This window comes from Rhodocyclus gracilis, from assembly GCF_009617575.1.
Classification (GTDB): Bacteria; Pseudomonadota; Gammaproteobacteria; order Burkholderiales; family Rhodocyclaceae; genus Rhodocyclus; species Rhodocyclus gracilis.
In genome coordinates this window covers 132,505-146,618 of record NZ_WIXJ01000006.1, presented here as the reverse complement: position 1 = coordinate 146,618, position 14,114 = coordinate 132,505, and the positions used below count along the sequence as shown (strand labels likewise).

Annotated in this window: 11 protein-coding genes; 5 read left to right on the top strand and 6 right to left on the bottom strand. The window is 66.8% G+C overall.

Going from position 1 to position 14,114, the window contains the following annotated elements; genetic code table 11:
• Window positions 1-116 precede the first annotated feature (116 nt).
• Window positions 117-599 (bottom strand): cyanophycin metabolism-associated DUF1854 family protein, encoded by a 483-nt coding sequence (locus GHK24_RS09830; RefSeq protein ID WP_153472697.1) that lies wholly within the window; start codon window positions 597-599, stop codon window positions 117-119.
• 24 nt (window positions 600-623) lie between these two features.
• A complete protein-coding gene (locus tag GHK24_RS09825; protein WP_153472696.1) occupies window positions 624-3,020 on the bottom strand; it encodes a cyanophycin metabolism-associated ABC transporter in 2,397 nt (798 codons plus the stop codon).
• Window positions 3,021-3,404: 384 nt separating this feature from the next.
• On the opposite strand from GHK24_RS09825, the gene GHK24_RS09820 reads away from it, so the two are divergent.
• The 5 genes from GHK24_RS09820 (at window position 3,405) to GHK24_RS09800 (ending at window position 7,309) form a co-directional block, all read left to right on the top strand.
• Entirely contained in the window at window positions 3,405-4,022 is a 618-nt protein-coding gene (locus tag GHK24_RS09820; RefSeq protein ID WP_167682202.1) for a pseudouridine synthase, read from the top strand.
• Entirely contained in the window at window positions 4,019-4,411 is a 393-nt protein-coding gene (locus GHK24_RS09815) for a hypothetical protein (protein ID WP_153472694.1), read from the top strand. Before GHK24_RS09820 ends, GHK24_RS09815 begins: the two co-directional genes overlap by 4 nt.
• Window positions 4,412-4,423: 12 nt before the next feature.
• Complete coding sequence (locus GHK24_RS09810) at window positions 4,424-4,888, top strand: DUF192 domain-containing protein (RefSeq protein ID WP_153472693.1); 465 nt, start codon at window positions 4,424-4,426, stop codon at window positions 4,886-4,888.
• A 56-nt stretch (window positions 4,889-4,944) separates the two neighbouring features.
• Window positions 4,945-5,568, top strand: a complete 624-nt coding sequence (locus GHK24_RS09805) for a chorismate lyase (protein ID WP_194286409.1) — start codon at window positions 4,945-4,947, stop codon at window positions 5,566-5,568.
• A gap of 331 nt (window positions 5,569-5,899) precedes the next feature.
• Window positions 5,900-7,309, top strand: a complete 1,410-nt coding sequence (locus tag GHK24_RS09800) for a DEAD/DEAH box helicase (RefSeq protein ID WP_153472689.1) — start codon at window positions 5,900-5,902, stop codon at window positions 7,307-7,309.
• A gap of 237 nt (window positions 7,310-7,546) precedes the next feature.
• On the opposite strand, the gene GHK24_RS09795 is transcribed toward GHK24_RS09800, so the two are convergent.
• The 4 genes from GHK24_RS09795 to GHK24_RS09780 all read right to left on the bottom strand — a co-directional run bounded on the left by GHK24_RS09795 (window position 7,547) and on the right by GHK24_RS09780 (window position 14,076).
• Entirely contained in the window at window positions 7,547-11,248 is a 3,702-nt protein-coding gene (locus GHK24_RS09795) for a PAS domain-containing protein (protein WP_153472687.1), read from the bottom strand.
• Window positions 11,249-11,693: 445 nt separating this feature from the next.
• On the bottom strand, window positions 11,694-12,686 hold the full coding sequence (cobJ, locus tag GHK24_RS09790) for a precorrin-3B C(17)-methyltransferase (protein WP_153472685.1): 993 nt from the start codon (window positions 12,684-12,686) through the stop codon (window positions 11,694-11,696).
• Window positions 12,683-13,153 carry a cobalamin biosynthesis protein gene (locus GHK24_RS09785; protein ID WP_228384643.1) on the bottom strand — a complete coding sequence of 157 codons (471 nt, stop codon included), beginning with the start codon at window positions 13,151-13,153 and terminating at the stop codon, window positions 12,683-12,685. Before GHK24_RS09785 ends, cobJ begins: the two co-directional genes overlap by 4 nt.
• On the bottom strand, window positions 13,150-14,076 hold the full coding sequence (locus GHK24_RS09780) for a cobalamin biosynthesis central domain-containing protein (protein ID WP_153472683.1): 927 nt from the start codon (window positions 14,074-14,076) through the stop codon (window positions 13,150-13,152). Before GHK24_RS09780 ends, GHK24_RS09785 begins: the two co-directional genes overlap by 4 nt.
• Window positions 14,077-14,114: the final 38 nt, after the last annotated feature.

Genomic DNA, 14,114 nt, shown 5'->3' with positions numbered 1-14,114 from the left:
TCAATATTGCGCGGTAAAAAGGAGGGCATCGTCCGCTTCGGGTTTGCGAGATTAACGCGCGCTGTGCGGCGCCGCTGACCCGCGCGCGAAAAATAGTACGCCGGTGCGGGCGCTGGTCACAGGAATCGATCCAGCAACTTGCGGCTGTGCGCGTCGAGCGCCGTGCGGTCGCGGATCAAAAAGTGAATTCCATGGGCGTCGGCGATGAGCAAGGCGGGCGGCGTCAGACGGCGGATATCGTCTTCGCTGCGCAGGACGAGGCAGGTTTCGCCGCGATCCGTTTCGAGTGTCCAGGTGCTTGGCGTGGCGAAGCTGGAGACGCTCTTGACGCGGCGGATTTCGGGGATGAATTCGCGGCTGGCGAGTTCTTCGTCAATCAGTGCGCGCAGCGAATCGTCGAGCGTCTGCGGGTCTTCGATCCAGGCCAGTTCGCCGCCATCGACACTGACAATCGAGACGCTGGCGCCGGGCGCCGTGATTGGAAAGGCGCGCACCGGCACGACGCCGGCGTGCTGGTTACCGTCGCGGTCGGTAAATACCAGTTGGCCCAAGGCGTCGCGGTGCAGGTTGAAGGGAATGTCCGAGGGGAGGTGCGACATGGCGAGTTCCTTGGGCGGGCGGTCTTAGCGGGGGGCCGCCGGTGTGCGCTCGGTGGTAATGGTCCAGCCGGCTTCGGCGATCTGTTCTTCGAGTTGCTTGGTTTGCGCTTCGTAGAGGCGGAAGTAGGCGCCCTCGCGGGCGATCAGATCGTCGTGCGGGCCTTCCTCGACGATGCGGCCGCGGTCGAGGACGACCAGCCGGTCGGCGCGGCGCAGCGTCGACAGGCGGTGCGCGATGGCGATCGTGGTGCGGCCGCGGATCAGGTTTTCCAGCGCGCCCTGGATTTCCAGTTCGGTTTCGGTATCGACCGACGAGGTGGCTTCGTCGAGGATCAGGATGCGCGGGTTGATCAGCAGCGCGCGCGCGATCGAGATGCGCTGGCGTTCGCCACCGGAGAGCGCCTGGCCGCGTTCGCCGACCAGCGAGTCGTAGCCGTGCGGCAGGCGCAGGATGAACTCGTGCGCATGCGCGGCGCGTGCGGCGGCGATGATTTCGGCGCGGCTGGCGTCGGGTTTGCCGTAGGCGATGTTGTCGGCAATGGTGCCGAAGAAGAGGAAGGGTTCCTGCAGCACCAGTCCGATGTTGCGCCGGTAGTCGGCGACCGACAGCGACCTGAGGTCGACGCCGTCGATGCGGATCGAGCCTTCGGAAACGTCGTAGAAGCGGCAGATCAGGTTCACCAGCGTGCTCTTGCCCGAACCCGAGTGGCCAACGAGACCGATCATCTCGCCGGCGTGGATGTCGAGATCGACGTCGCGCAGCACGGTGCGGTTGCCATAGCGGAAGCCGACCTTGCGCACCGAGATGTTGCCGGCGAAGGGCTGCGGCAGCGGTACCGGATTGGTCGTTTCCGGCACGCTCGACACATGGTCGAGCACGTCGAAGATGCGCTTGGCGCCGGCAGCGGCTTTCTGCGTCACCGAGACGATGCGGCTCATCGAGTCGAGCCGCGTGTAGAAGCGGCCGATGTAGGCGAGGAAGGCCGAGAGCACACCGACGGTGATCGAGTTCTGCGACACCTGCCAGATGCCGAAGGCCCAGACGATGAGCAGGCCGATTTCGGTCATCAGCGTGACGGTCGGCGTGAATAGCGACCAGATCTTGTTTACCCGGTCATTGACCGCGAGATTGCGCGCATTGGCGTCGCGGAAGCGCTCGACCTCGCGCTTCTCCTGCGCGAAAGCCTTGACCACGCGGATGCCGGGAATGGTGTCGGCGAGTACGCTCGTCACTTCCGCCCAGACGCGGTCGATCTGCTCGAAGCCGTAGCGCAGTTTGTCGCGGACGACGTGGATCAGCCAGGCGATGAACGGCAGCGGCGCCAGCGTCACCAGTGCCAGCCACGGGTTGATCGAGATGAGGATGGCCGCTGTCATGGCGATCATCAGCACGTCGGTGGCGAAGTCCAAGAGGTGCAGCGAGAGGAAGACGCAGATGCGGTCCGACTCGGAGCCGATGCGCGTGATCAGGTCGCCGGTGCGCTTGCCGCCGAAGTACTCGAGCGAGAGCGTCTGCAGGTGCTGATAGGTGGTCGTGCGCAGGTCGGCGCCGATGCGTTCGCTGACCAGCGCGAGGATGTAGGTCTTTGCCCAGCCGAGCGACCAGGCAACCAGCGCGGCGGCAAAGAGACCACCGAGCAGCAGATAAACCTTGTGCGTGTCGATCGGCGCGCCGTTCTGGAACGGGATCAGCACCTCGTCCATCAGCGGCATGGTCAGGTACGGCGGCACCAGCGTCGCCGCCGTCGACGCCAGCATGAGCAGGAAGCCCATCAGCAGGCGGCCGCGATACGGATGGGCGAAGCGCCAGAGACGGAACAGCGTCCACGTCGAGGGCGGTGCGTGAATCTCGCGGTTACAGTTGGGGCACTCGTCCTGTCCCGGTTGCAGGACGGTGTCGCAGAGCGGACAGAGCGATTGCTCCTGCGGAGCCGGTTGGCGTCCGCTTGCCAATGCCGTGCGGCGGCGGTCGAATTGCTCGATCAGGCGCCCGGCGGCCAGATCGCACACCAACGTGTAGCGCCAGCGGGTCAGCATGCCGGAGGCACCGTAGAGCGTCAGCGCGCCGACGCCGGCATGATCGTGGCGCACGAGCGAGAGGTCGGCTGTGAGCGGCCACTCGCTCCAGCCGTCTGCATTGGTCGGGCCGGTATCGTCGGCACCGCGCGCCAGCAGGCGCCGGTCGGTGAGGACGATAAGGCCGGGAACGAAACGCAAGGCGGGGCTCAAGTCGATTTCCAGCCAGCCAAAGATCGTTTCGCCATCGCGCAGGCGGGTGTTCAGTGCCGCCAGTTCACCGGCCCAGCGGTCGGGGTGTGTCGCGGGGACTTCGGCGGCGGCGAGTGCGGCGAGTGCGCCGGGGTGTGAGGTCGTCGCGTCGGTCGGTGCGGCGCCGGAGGAGGGGGGCGGGGTGTTTGTCATGAGGAAGCTTGGGTGCGATGCGGCGGTGTTCTGCCTCATCTGTGCTCGCCGTGAAGTTGCCGGCGGAGAGCGTCCGGCAGGGTGTGCGTCAGCTAACGCACGAGTCTGACGGAGGCTGACCGCGAAGCGCGCAAGTATACCCGTCTTCACTGCGCGCGTTGGCGGGCCGCTACAATGCGCGCCGGCGTGAGCATTCTTGCCCGCCATTCCAGTGGCGGGTCGGTTTGAGGTAAGTGGGCGCTGGCGTCGCATCGCGTTTTGCGGGGCGCCCGCCTTGGCGATGCTGCGTACGCCTCATGTGTCGCGCCGTACGGATCGGGCGAGCGCCCGGCCAATCGCGGGTTTCTTGTGTCGTGTGAATTCTCGGACGGACTTCGGACTGACGTGTCGCAAATCCTCTTATTCAACAAGCCCTACGGCGTCCTCAGTCAATTCACCGACGAGGGGCGCTGGCGTGGGCTGGCGGCGTATATCGACGTGCCTGGCGTCTATGCGGCGGGGCGTCTCGATGCCGACAGTGAGGGCCTGCTCCTGCTGACGGACGACGGTGTATGGCAGGCGCGGATCGCCGATCCGCGCTTCAAGTTGGTGAAGACTTACTGGGTGCAGGTCGAAGGCATCCCGACGGACGACGCCCTGGCGGCCTTGCGCGCGGGCGTGCGCTATGCCGACTTCACGACACGGCCGGCGCAGGTGCGGCGGATCGACGCGCCGGACTTGCCGCCGCGCGAGCCGCCCATCCGCTTTCGCCGCGACAAGCCGACGTCGTGGCTGGAGATTCAGATCGCCGAGGGGCGCAACCGGCAGGTGCGGCGGATGACGGCGCATGTCGGGTTTCCCACCTTGCGCCTGTTTCGCTATGCTATCGGCCCCGCGACCACCGAGTCGCTGGCGCCCGGTGAATGGCGGCGAGTCTCGCCTGAGTTCCTTGCGCTGCCGCCGCTGGCAGCGCCCTCGCGGCCACGTCCGCGGGCTCCTTCTTCTTCGAGGAAACATCGATGAAACGATTTTCTCTGGCTCTGCTGCTGATGGTGGCGACGCTGGCGGCGCATGCCGTCCCCAAGACGGCGGAAGATGCCGATGGAACGGTCGTCATGGCGCCGCAGACTGTGGCTCCGCGAGCCCACGCCGCGCCCGTCGCTGTAAAGCCGACGAAGCCGGTCACGCCCACGGCTCCCGCTCCGGCGGTGCGCTCTGCTTCCGCAAAACCGGCGACATCTGCAAGCTCGACAGCAGCGCCGCATCACCCGGCGGCGCACCCGAACGCCGCGTCGCGCGCGCCTCTGTCGGTGCATAAGCCGGGCAAGGCGCATAACGCTGCCTCACTGCCGGCCTCGCGCCGCCACGGCGCGCATGCCAATCGTCGCCACAAACCAGCGCCCCGCCACTGAACGAGGTTACGCATGCGCACCGTGATTTTCTGGCATCGCTTGGGCGGAGTTGTTTCTCTGGTCGCGCTGGCCTTCGGCCTCGCCTCGGCGCAGGCGGCGGAATTTCCGCAGATCGAATTGTCGGCCGGTATTCACCGCATCGAGGCGGAGGTGGCGTCCGATCAGGCAACGCGCATGCAGGGCCTGATGTACCGGCGGACGCTGGCGACGCAGCAGGGCATGCTGTTCGTCTTTCCGCAGCGGGCGCGCCATTGCATGTGGATGCGTAATACCCTGCTGCCGCTGTCGGTCGCCTTCCTCGATGAGGAGGGCCGCATCATCAATATCGAGGACATGCAGCCGCAGACGGAGAACAACCACTGCGCCGCGCAGCCTGCCCGTTTTGCGCTGGAGATGAATCTGGGCTGGTTCGCCAGCCGCAGTCTTGGCCGGGGCATGCGTATCGTTGGTGTCGAGCGCTCGCCGGCGCCGCAGTAAGGAGTCGTGTGAGTGGTCGTTTAAGTCGTCGCGCGGTTGCGTTCTCGGGGCGTTGCGTGAGTGGTCGCCTCACCCGGCGTTGGCAGGTGGCGCTGGCGCGTCATCCGGACGTGCCAGCCCCTCGCTCCTGGTTGTTTGACCGGGGCTCGCTGACTGCGCGGCTGCGCTCTTGCGGGCACTTCTCCTTGCAGCTCTTGCGGCAGTTGAAGGCACGGCCGACGCCGGATGAGGCGGCGAGCTTGCACCTTGATCCGCGGGCGCAGGTGTGGGTGCGCGACGTGACGCTTCTGTGCGACGGGCGGCCGCGCGTGTTCGCGCATACCGTGCTGGCGACACAGCCACGTGGGCCGCTGACGCGCTGGCTGGCGCGTCTGGGGGAACGTTCGCTCGGCTCGCTGCTGTTTGCGCATCCGGGCTTCGAACGTGGGCGACTGCATGTGTGCCGCATCGATGGCAGGCACCCTTTATATGCTCCCGCCTGTGCCGTGCTCGGCGGGTCGTCGCCGGTGCTCTGGGGGCGGCGCTCGAAGTTTTGTTTCGGCGCTCAGAGCGTGCTGGTCACGGAGATATTCGCGGCGGATATGGCGAGCGATATTGCCGCCGATGTCGCGATCGATCCTGCGGCCGATCTTGCGACCGACTCGACCGCCCCTGTCGTTGCCGCTGTCGCCCAGACATAGGCGCCGACGCGTTAGGCGGGCGCGACGCGCGCAAGGCGCCTCGCGCAAGCGCATCTGGCAATAAGTTAGCGTTAGTACGAGGTTTCCGCTATACTGCGCAGTCCTGCACGCTTGCGGATTCGCCGCGACACACAGGACAAGCATCGCGAACCTGGCCGCCAAGCCCTCCTGCCTCCTGGCGTCGATTCATCGACTGCCGATCCGGCACAAAGCTGTTGTGCCGAAATCCCCCCGAGATTCCCTCGGTCATTTCGTTGGTTGGCGTTGCGCATTTTCGCGCCGGCACTGGAATTTCTCCGGTTGCAGCGCGCCTTACCCACGAAAGAGACTGATGACTTTTGCCGAACTCGGCCTGCACGCGGCTGTGCTCAAGGCGCTCGCTGATGCGGGCTACAACGAACCGACACCCGTACAGGCGCAAGCGATTCCGGCGGCTCTCGCCGGCCGCGACCTGATGGTGTCTTCCCAAACCGGCTCGGGCAAGACGGCGGCGTTTCTGCTGCCGGCACTGCACCGCTTTGCCAGCCAGGCCCCGACGGCGGCCGCCCCGTCGACGCCGAATTTCGGCCGTCACGCGCCGCGTGGCCGCAGCGACCGTCAGCGTTTCTCGCCGGCGCAGCCGAAGATGCTGGTGCTGGCGCCGACCCGCGAACTGGCCCTGCAAGTGACCGCCGCTGCCGACAAGTACGGTGCCACGCTGCGCCATGTGCGCGCCGTTGCCATTCTCGGCGGCATGCCTTACCCGAAGCAGATGCAGTTGCTGGCGCAGAATCCGGCGATCCTCGTGGCGACGCCGGGCCGCCTGATCGATCACATGGAGTCGGGCAAGATCGACTTCTCCTGCCTCGAAACGCTGGTGCTCGACGAAGCCGACCGCATGCTCGACATGGGCTTCATCGACGATATCGAACGCATCGTTGCCGCAACGCCGGCGACGCGTCAGACCATGCTCTTCTCGGCGACGCTCGACGGCGTCGTTGGCGACATGGCCCGCCGCATCACGCGCGACGCGCAACTGGTTCAGGCGACGGCGGTTGCCGCGCGCCACGACAACATCGAGCAGCGTCTGCACTTTGTGGACGATCTGGCACACAAGAATCGTCTGCTCGATCATCTCCTGCGCGATACGAGCATCGACCAGGCCATCGTCTTCACGGCGACCAAGCGTGATGCCGACACCATCGCCGATCGTCTGAACGTCGCCGGTTTCGCCGCGGCTGCCCTGCATGGCGACATGCAGCAAGGCGCACGTAACCGTACGCTGAACGCGCTGCGTCGCGGTCAGTTGCGCGTTCTCGTGGCGACCGATGTGGCGGCGCGCGGCATCGACGTGCCGACGATCACCCACGTCTTCAACTACGATCTGCCGAAGTTTGCCGAAGACTACATCCACCGCATCGGCCGTACCGGTCGCGCTGGCCGTAATGGTCTGGCGGTATCGCTCGTCAATCACGGCGAACGCTTCAACGTGCGCAAGATCGAGCGGCTGACGCAGCAGGAAATTCCGGTGAATGTCATTCCGGGTTTCGAACCGGTGCGTCGTTCGTCGCCGCCGTCGCGTGCGCCGGGCAGCAAGCCGGGTGGCTGGAAGGGCGGCCGTGGCAACGGCGAAGCGCGTAGTGGATACGGCAAGCCGGGCCACAGCGCCGAAGGGCGAACGGGTTGGGGGGGCGCGCGTGATGCTCAGAATCGCTCGGCGCCGCGCGACACGGCCGCTCGTCGCAGCTTCGGCGACCGCTAAGCGCTCGATGAACGCCCGTCGGTCTAGGCCACGGGCGTTACCGACGCGGTTTGATGAAATCCCGGCCTCGTGCCGGGATTTTTGCGTCTGGGGGTATCAACGCCGGGGCCTGGCTGGCCGAGACGCTCGGTCGTCGCGTCAGGCAGCACATCGTGTGGCACGCGAGCCGGGGCCTCGGTCACGCCATTCGCTTTGCCGGCCACTGCCCGCCTGGTGCGCGCGCCAGGTGAGGGCGCTTCAGCCCGCCAGTCGGCGTTCGAAGTCTTCGGGCGGTAGCGGCTCCGCGAACAGGTAGCCTTGCCCGAAGTCGCAGCCGGCGCTGCCCAGCAGGGCGCGTTGCGCCTCGGTTTCGACGCCTTCGGCGATGACGTGGATGCCGAGTTTGTGTGCCATGACGATGATCGCCTGACAGAGCGCCAGATCGTCGGAGTCGGGCGCCAGGTTACGGACAAAGGACTGGTCGATCTTCAGGTAGTCGATGTCGAATTTCTTCAGGTAGGACAGCGACGAATAGCCGGTGCCGAAATCATCGAGCGAGACCTGGATGCCGGCGTCGCGCAGCGCGAGCAGCTTCTCGCGGACGAGCGGGCTGGCCTCCATGAGCAGGCCTTCGGTGATTTCGATCACCATGCTCTGCCCCGGTAGACCGAGCCCTTTCAGCCAGTCGAACCAGGGCGCGAGGTCGTCGTCCTTGTTGCGGAACTGGACCGGCGACTTGTTGACGCTGATCTGTAAATCGGGGCAGTAGTGTTTCCGCCAGCGGGCGACCTGCGTGGCGGCGGTGCGAAACACCCAGTCGCCAATGTCGTTGATCAGTCCGGTTTCTTCGGCGAGGGGGATGAACTCTGCCGGGCTGACCAGACCGCGTTGCGGGTGCTGCCAGCGAATCAGCGCTTCTGCCTTGTGGATGCGGCCGTCCGCCAGCGTGACGATGGGTTGGTAGTAAACGCGGAATTCGTTGTTGGCGAGCGCGCTACGCAGATCGCGGGTCAGGTGCATGCGCTTTTGCGCGAGCTCCTGCATCGCCGGCGTGAAGTAGCTGTAGCGGTTCCGCCCCTGACGTTTGGCGGCGTACATCGCCTGGTCGGCGTTTTTCAGCAGGGCGTCGATGTCGCGGGCGTCGTCCGGAAAGAGGGTGACGCCGATACTCGCCGAGACGTAGGCCGTTTCGTCCGGCAGGCGGAAAGGCGCGGCCAGGCGGCGCAGGATTTCCTGCGCGATGCGGTCGATGCTGCTGCGATCTTCGAGTTCGCCGAGAACGATGGTGAATTCGTCGCCGCCGAAGCGGGCGACCGTGTCGGCTTCGCGCACGCACTGGCACAGACGCTGCGCCGCTTCCTTGAGCAGCAGATCGCCCATGCCGTGCCCGAGCGTGTCGTTGACCTCCTTGAAGTGATCGAGGTCGAGGAAGAGTAGTGCCAGCGGCAGGCGGGTGCGGTGCGCCTTTTTCAGCTCCTGTTCGAGGCGGTCGCGCAGCATGCGGCGGTTGGGCAGGCCGGTCAGCGCGTCGAAGTTGGCTTCTTGCCAGATCGCCTGCTCGGCGCGTTTTTGCTCGGTGATGTCCGAGAACATGGCGACGTGCGAGCGCAGGGTGCCGGTTTCATCGTGCACGGCGCTGATCATCAGCCATTCCGGGTATATCTCGCCGCCCTTGCGGCGGTTCCAGATTTCGCCTTCCCAATGGCCGTGCGTCTTAAGGGTCTGCCACATGTCGCGGTAGAAGGGCGTGTCGTGGCGGCCGGATTTGAGCAGGCGCGTCGTCTCGCCGAGCGCTTCTTCGGCGGTGTAGCCGGTGAGTCGGGTGAAGGCCGGGTTGACGGCAACGATGCGGTTGTTTTCGTCGGCGACGAGGATGCCCTCGCGAATCGCCGAAAACACGGTGGCCGCCAGTTGCAGCTGGTTGGAGACGTGCTTCTGCGCGGTGATGTCCCAGCAGGTACCGAGCATGCGGCGTGGGTGGCCGCCTTCGTCGCGCAGCACTTTGCCGACCGATTTGATATGGCGCACGCTGCCGTTCGGCCAGACGATGCGGAATTCGCAGTCGTGCTCGTGCGTGTCGCGCAGGGCGCGCAGATCGCTGGCGTGGACGCGTTCGCGGTCGTCCGGGTGCACGCAGCGCAGCCAGTCGTCCGAGGTGCCGCCAAACTCGTCGGGACGCAGGCCGTAGAGGGCGAACATCGTCTCGTTCCAGAGCAGCGTGTCGCTGTCGAGCAGCCAGTCCCAGATGCCGATGCCACCGGCGCGCGTGGCCATTTCGAGGCGCTCTTCGCTGTGCTTGAGGCGCAGTTCGTCGTTCTTGCGGGCGCTGATGTCGTTGACGGCGGCGATCAGCACTTTCTGGCCGTCGAGCCACATCGGGCTGAGGCTGACTTCCACCGGGAACTCATGCCCGTCGCGATGGCGTGCCGTCAGCTCGCGGTTCAGGCTGCTGCGCGGCAGCGCGGCATCCTGCCAGTAGTGGCGGATGTAGCGGGCATGCGCGTCGCGCTGGTTGGCCGGCGCCAGACGGTCGATGGGCAGCCCCTGCAGTTCGCCGAGCGGGTAGCCAAAGATCTCCGCCGCCGCCGCGTTGTGCAGCTGGATAGCGCCATCTTCGCCGACGAGAAACATGCCGTACGGGGCGGCGTCGATGATGGCGCGCAGCTGCATGCGCTGCGCGCGCTTGCTCTCGGTGATGTCGTGGATCGTGCCGATCAGGCGTGCCTTGCCGTCGGGGCGCGGATCGAGTTCGCCCTCACAGGCGATCCAGCGCGTTTCGCCGTCGAGCGGTCGAACGATCCGGTATTCCTGCGAGTAACGACAGCCGGTCGCCAGCACTTCGTCGTAGTGCGCGGCGGCGCGTTGTCGGTGCTCGGGGTGGATCAGCCCGATCCAGTCTTCGCCGCTGTATTCCACCGCCGGGGCGATGCCGCAGATGTCGATGACCATCGCCGACGCCTGCCAGCGGCCATTACTCAGATCGATGCTGTAGTTGCCGACGCGCCCGGCGTTTTGCGCCAGCAGCAGGCTGCGCTGGCTTTCACGCAGCGCCTGTTCGGCGAGCTTGCGGCGGGTGATGTCGAGATGGGCGACGACGGCGCCACGTCGCGGCGGTGCCAACGGATGTACGCGCATGGCGAACCAGCGCGCCGTGTCCGGCGAATCGCAGGGATATTCGAGCGAAAACTCCTCCAGCCGGCCGGCGATGACCGCTTCGATGCCTTGCCAGGCGCGGTTGCCCGTGGCGTCGACGGGCGCCTTGCCGGCGCGCGTACACACGCGCTGGTAGCTCAGGCCCGTCCACGCCGAGAACTCTGGCGGCGCGCCATTTTCGGCGCCGAAACGTCGCCAGGCTTCGTTGACCGCGACGATGACGCCGCGCTCGTCGAGCACGGCGATGTGTTCGGCGAGCGAGTTGAGAATGGTGGCGTTGAAGGTTTCGCTGGTGGCCAGCGAGTCGAGCAGACGGTGGCGATCGGTGACGTCGCTCAAGACGCCGTGCCAGAGCGTGCTGCCGTCTTCCTGCAACTGCGGCAGCGCTTCGCTGTGTATCCACTTCAGACGGCCGCTGGCTGTGCGGATGCGGTATTCGTGTCGCCAGCGGTTGCGCGTGGCGATGGCGTATTCCATCAGCGAGCGGTGGCCGGGACGGTCTTCTTCAACGATGCAGGCTAATACCCGTTCGGCGTCGGCATAGGCGGCGCGCATGCTGACTTCGTGTGTCAGCTCGATGCCCGGGCTGATATAGAGATATTGTCGGCGTCCGTCGGGGCGGGCGATGAACTGGAAGACGACGCCGGGAATGGCGGCGGCCAGCGCCAGCAGCTGCTCGGCGGTGGGCGCGTCGGGCGCCAGCAGGGGGAGAAGGGGAGGCGTCAGAGCCGGTACCAGCCGGTGCGATCCCCCGGCTTCCAAGACTCCAGAGGCGGACGGTTCTCCCGTAGCGGCGACGGTCGGCATGCTGCGGGTCGTTGCGGCGGCCGTAGGCGAGGCCACAGACGCAGACGCCGCCTCGGCCGTAGCGGCTGGCGTGAGCGACGAGGGGCTGAGTTCCGGTGTCGGGGGGCTGACAGTCGCCGGAACGCAACAGAGACCGGCGGCGGGGGGATCGTGGGCGTGCGGAGGCAAGGAAGGCTCAACCAGAAAGAGCGGGAGGGCGTCCCGTCGTGCGGTGCTGCGAGTCAGTGCTACGAGCCCGCCGCCCTAAAGAGTGGCGGCATTGTCCTCTGCGCGCGAGCGCTTGCCAAGTGCTGAATTGTCCCGGAGTGGGTGCGAAAAGTTAAGTTAGAACATTGACTTATCGTATTGGGGTCGAATCATGACGAGGGCGTTTTCGCACCGTGCCCGGGCGCCTTGCGGGGCACGGGGAAGGCAGTGCGAGCGAGGCTCACGTGTTCAGAGGGCGTCACGCGTCGTGTGCGGTGTCACTGGCAGCGTGCAGGGCCTCGTCAACGTCGGCCAGCGTGGCGGCGATGTAGTCGGGGGGTAGCTGGAAGCGGCTGGCCAGCGCGGCGATACTCTGTCCGTTTGCGTGCTCCTCGCGCAATGCGGCGAGCCAGCCGTCAAGGCCGCTCGACAGCGAATGGCCAGCCCGCTCGCCACGATGCGCGGCGCCGCTGGCGGTTTCGTATTTGTTGGCGTAGCCGCGCGGCGTCACCATTCGACCGTGCTGGATGAAGGTGCTGCTGTTGCCGATGAGGACAGTGCTCAACATGCCGATATCGGCGTCGAGCAGGCTGTCGAGGGTAGCGAATTCGATATGCTGGCGTGCGCGGTACGCCGATTTGACGATGGCGACCGGCGTTTCGGGGCGGCGGTGGGCGAGAAAGAGGCGTCGTGCCTCGGCGATCTGCCGCGTGCGGCGGCCGCTTTTCGGGTTGTAGAGAGCGACGACGAAATCGGCGGCGGCGGCGGCGTTGAGCCGGCGGGCGATGACCGGCCAGGGCGTCAGCAGGTCGGAGAGCGAAATCGCGCAGAAATCGTGCGTCAGCGGCGCGCCGACGAGCGCGGCGCAGCTGTTGATCGCCGAGGTGCCGGGGACGACTTCGACGGCGATGTCGTCGTCGGGCGTCCAGCCCGCCTGAAAAAGCGTTTCGTAGGTAGCGCCCGCCATGCCGTAGACGCCGACATCGCCGGAGGAAATGAGGGCGACGTTTTTGCCCTGCCGGGCGCGGTCGACGGCTTCGTGCACGCGGTCGAGTTCTTCGGTCATCGCTTTCTTGATGACTTCCTTGCCCGGTAGCAGTTCGGCGACGAGGCGGATGTAGGCCGCGTAGCCGATGACGGTGTCGGCCTCGGCGATGGCGGCGCGCGCCCGGCCGCTCATGTGTTCGATGGCGCCGGGGCCGAGGCCGACGAGGGTGATCTTGCCGGGACGGGCGGGGAGAGGGGCTGTCATGAATGGTCCGGGGAAGGCGTGCTGTGGTCGACGCAGCGGGCGATGGATACGGTGACGTTGCGGCCGTCGGCGCCGCGCAGCGTGTGCTTTTCGAGCAACAGGGCCGAGAGTTCGGTGCCGCTGTCGCTGACGGCGCCGGCGGCGCGTAGCGCGGCGGCAGCGGAGACCGAGCCGCTGCCGGTGTGACGGCGGACAATGGCCGACGGATGCGGAACCTGCACGCAGTCAAGTTCGGCGGGCGGATAGAAGTGCAGCGGCCAGCCATGTGCGGCGGCGCAGGAGAGGAGACCGGCTTCGTCGGCTTTCAGGGTGATGCTGGCGACGGCGACGATGCGCGCGTCACTGAGGCCGGCGGCGGCAAGCGCACCGGCAACGGCGCTGGCAATCGTTGCCTGCGGCGTGCCACGGTCACAGCCGATGCCGAGCGCAATTCGGAAGGTGCCGGCGAAGGAGGGCATGGCATTCATGTGCTGCTGTGTTCGGGTGTGGCGGGATTCGCGCCGCGTGCGCCGGGGCGGTAACGGATGAGCGTATCGCCAAAGTGCTCGGCCAGTGCGGGCGGCAAGGGGCGCTCACTCACCCAGAGGATGGCCGCAAACGGTGCTGCGTCGGGGCTGACGTGGGCGAGTTCTTCGAGCGCTTCGAGGCGGGTGAAGCAGTGGATGTTGGCGGGTAGTGGGCCGCAGCGGCCATTTGCGTGTCGCCGCCACCAGTCGTGGCTGCCGCATTCCTGCACGAGGGCGACCGGCTCGTCATTGACGACGGCGGCGCTCGCCCGCAGCAGGGCGGCGTGGCTGCCTTCGCAGACCCAGCCGAGTTCGCGCCCGAGCAGGTCGACGGCGAGCGTCTGGCGGGCGTCGGAGGCCGTGGTGAGAACCGGCGTGGCGCCTATGAGGCGGGCGACGGTGCCGGCCAATGCGTTGCCGCCGCCCAGATGTCCGGAGAGCATGGGGATGGCGAACTGGCCGCTTTCGTCGACGACGACGATGCCTGGATCGCGCGTCTTGTCGCGCAGGTGCGGCGCGACGAGGCGCACCATGGCGCCCAGCGAGAGGATCGCGACGATGCCGTCAAAGGCGGCGAAGATTCCGCCGATCTGCGCGCCGGCACTTCCGGCATAGGGCTTGAGCTGCGCCGGCAGCTGGCGGGCGTTGGTCGTTGGCCGCGGTGCGCCAGCGCCAGCATCGTTCGTGGTCGCGGGCTGGGCGACGGCTGGCGGGCGCATCGCGGCGATGGCCTGCGCTGCTTCGGCGGCGAATTTTTCGGGCACGAAGAGTGTTGCGTCGGGCCGGGCGGCGAGCAGGCGCGCGGCCAGGGCAATACCGTGCCGGGTGATTGCCAGCACGGCCAGGCGTTCAGCGGCGGGCACGGGAATGGGAGAGTCGGTCAACGTTGGTGTGCATGGGCAAAGAGGGGCGTGGAGCCGGT

Coding starts and splice junctions, on each gene's coding strand:
- GHK24_RS09785 (WP_228384643.1), bottom strand. CDS start 13,153: ATGAATGCCATGCCCTCCTTCGCCGGCACCTTCCGAATTGCGCTCGGC.
- GHK24_RS09815 (WP_153472694.1), top strand. CDS start 4,019: ATGAAACGATTTTCTCTGGCTCTGCTGCTGATGGTGGCGACGCTGGCG.
- GHK24_RS09810 (WP_153472693.1), top strand. CDS start 4,424: ATGCGCACCGTGATTTTCTGGCATCGCTTGGGCGGAGTTGTTTCTCTG.
- GHK24_RS09830 (WP_153472697.1), bottom strand. CDS start 599: ATGTCGCACCTCCCCTCGGACATTCCCTTCAACCTGCACCGCGACGCC.
- GHK24_RS09825 (WP_153472696.1), bottom strand. CDS start 3,020: ATGACAAACACCCCGCCCCCCTCCTCCGGCGCCGCACCGACCGACGCG.
- GHK24_RS09800 (WP_153472689.1), top strand. CDS start 5,900: ATGACTTTTGCCGAACTCGGCCTGCACGCGGCTGTGCTCAAGGCGCTC.
- cobJ (WP_153472685.1), bottom strand. CDS start 12,686: ATGACAGCCCCTCTCCCCGCCCGTCCCGGCAAGATCACCCTCGTCGGC.
- GHK24_RS09795 (WP_153472687.1), bottom strand. CDS start 11,248: ATGCCGACCGTCGCCGCTACGGGAGAACCGTCCGCCTCTGGAGTCTTG.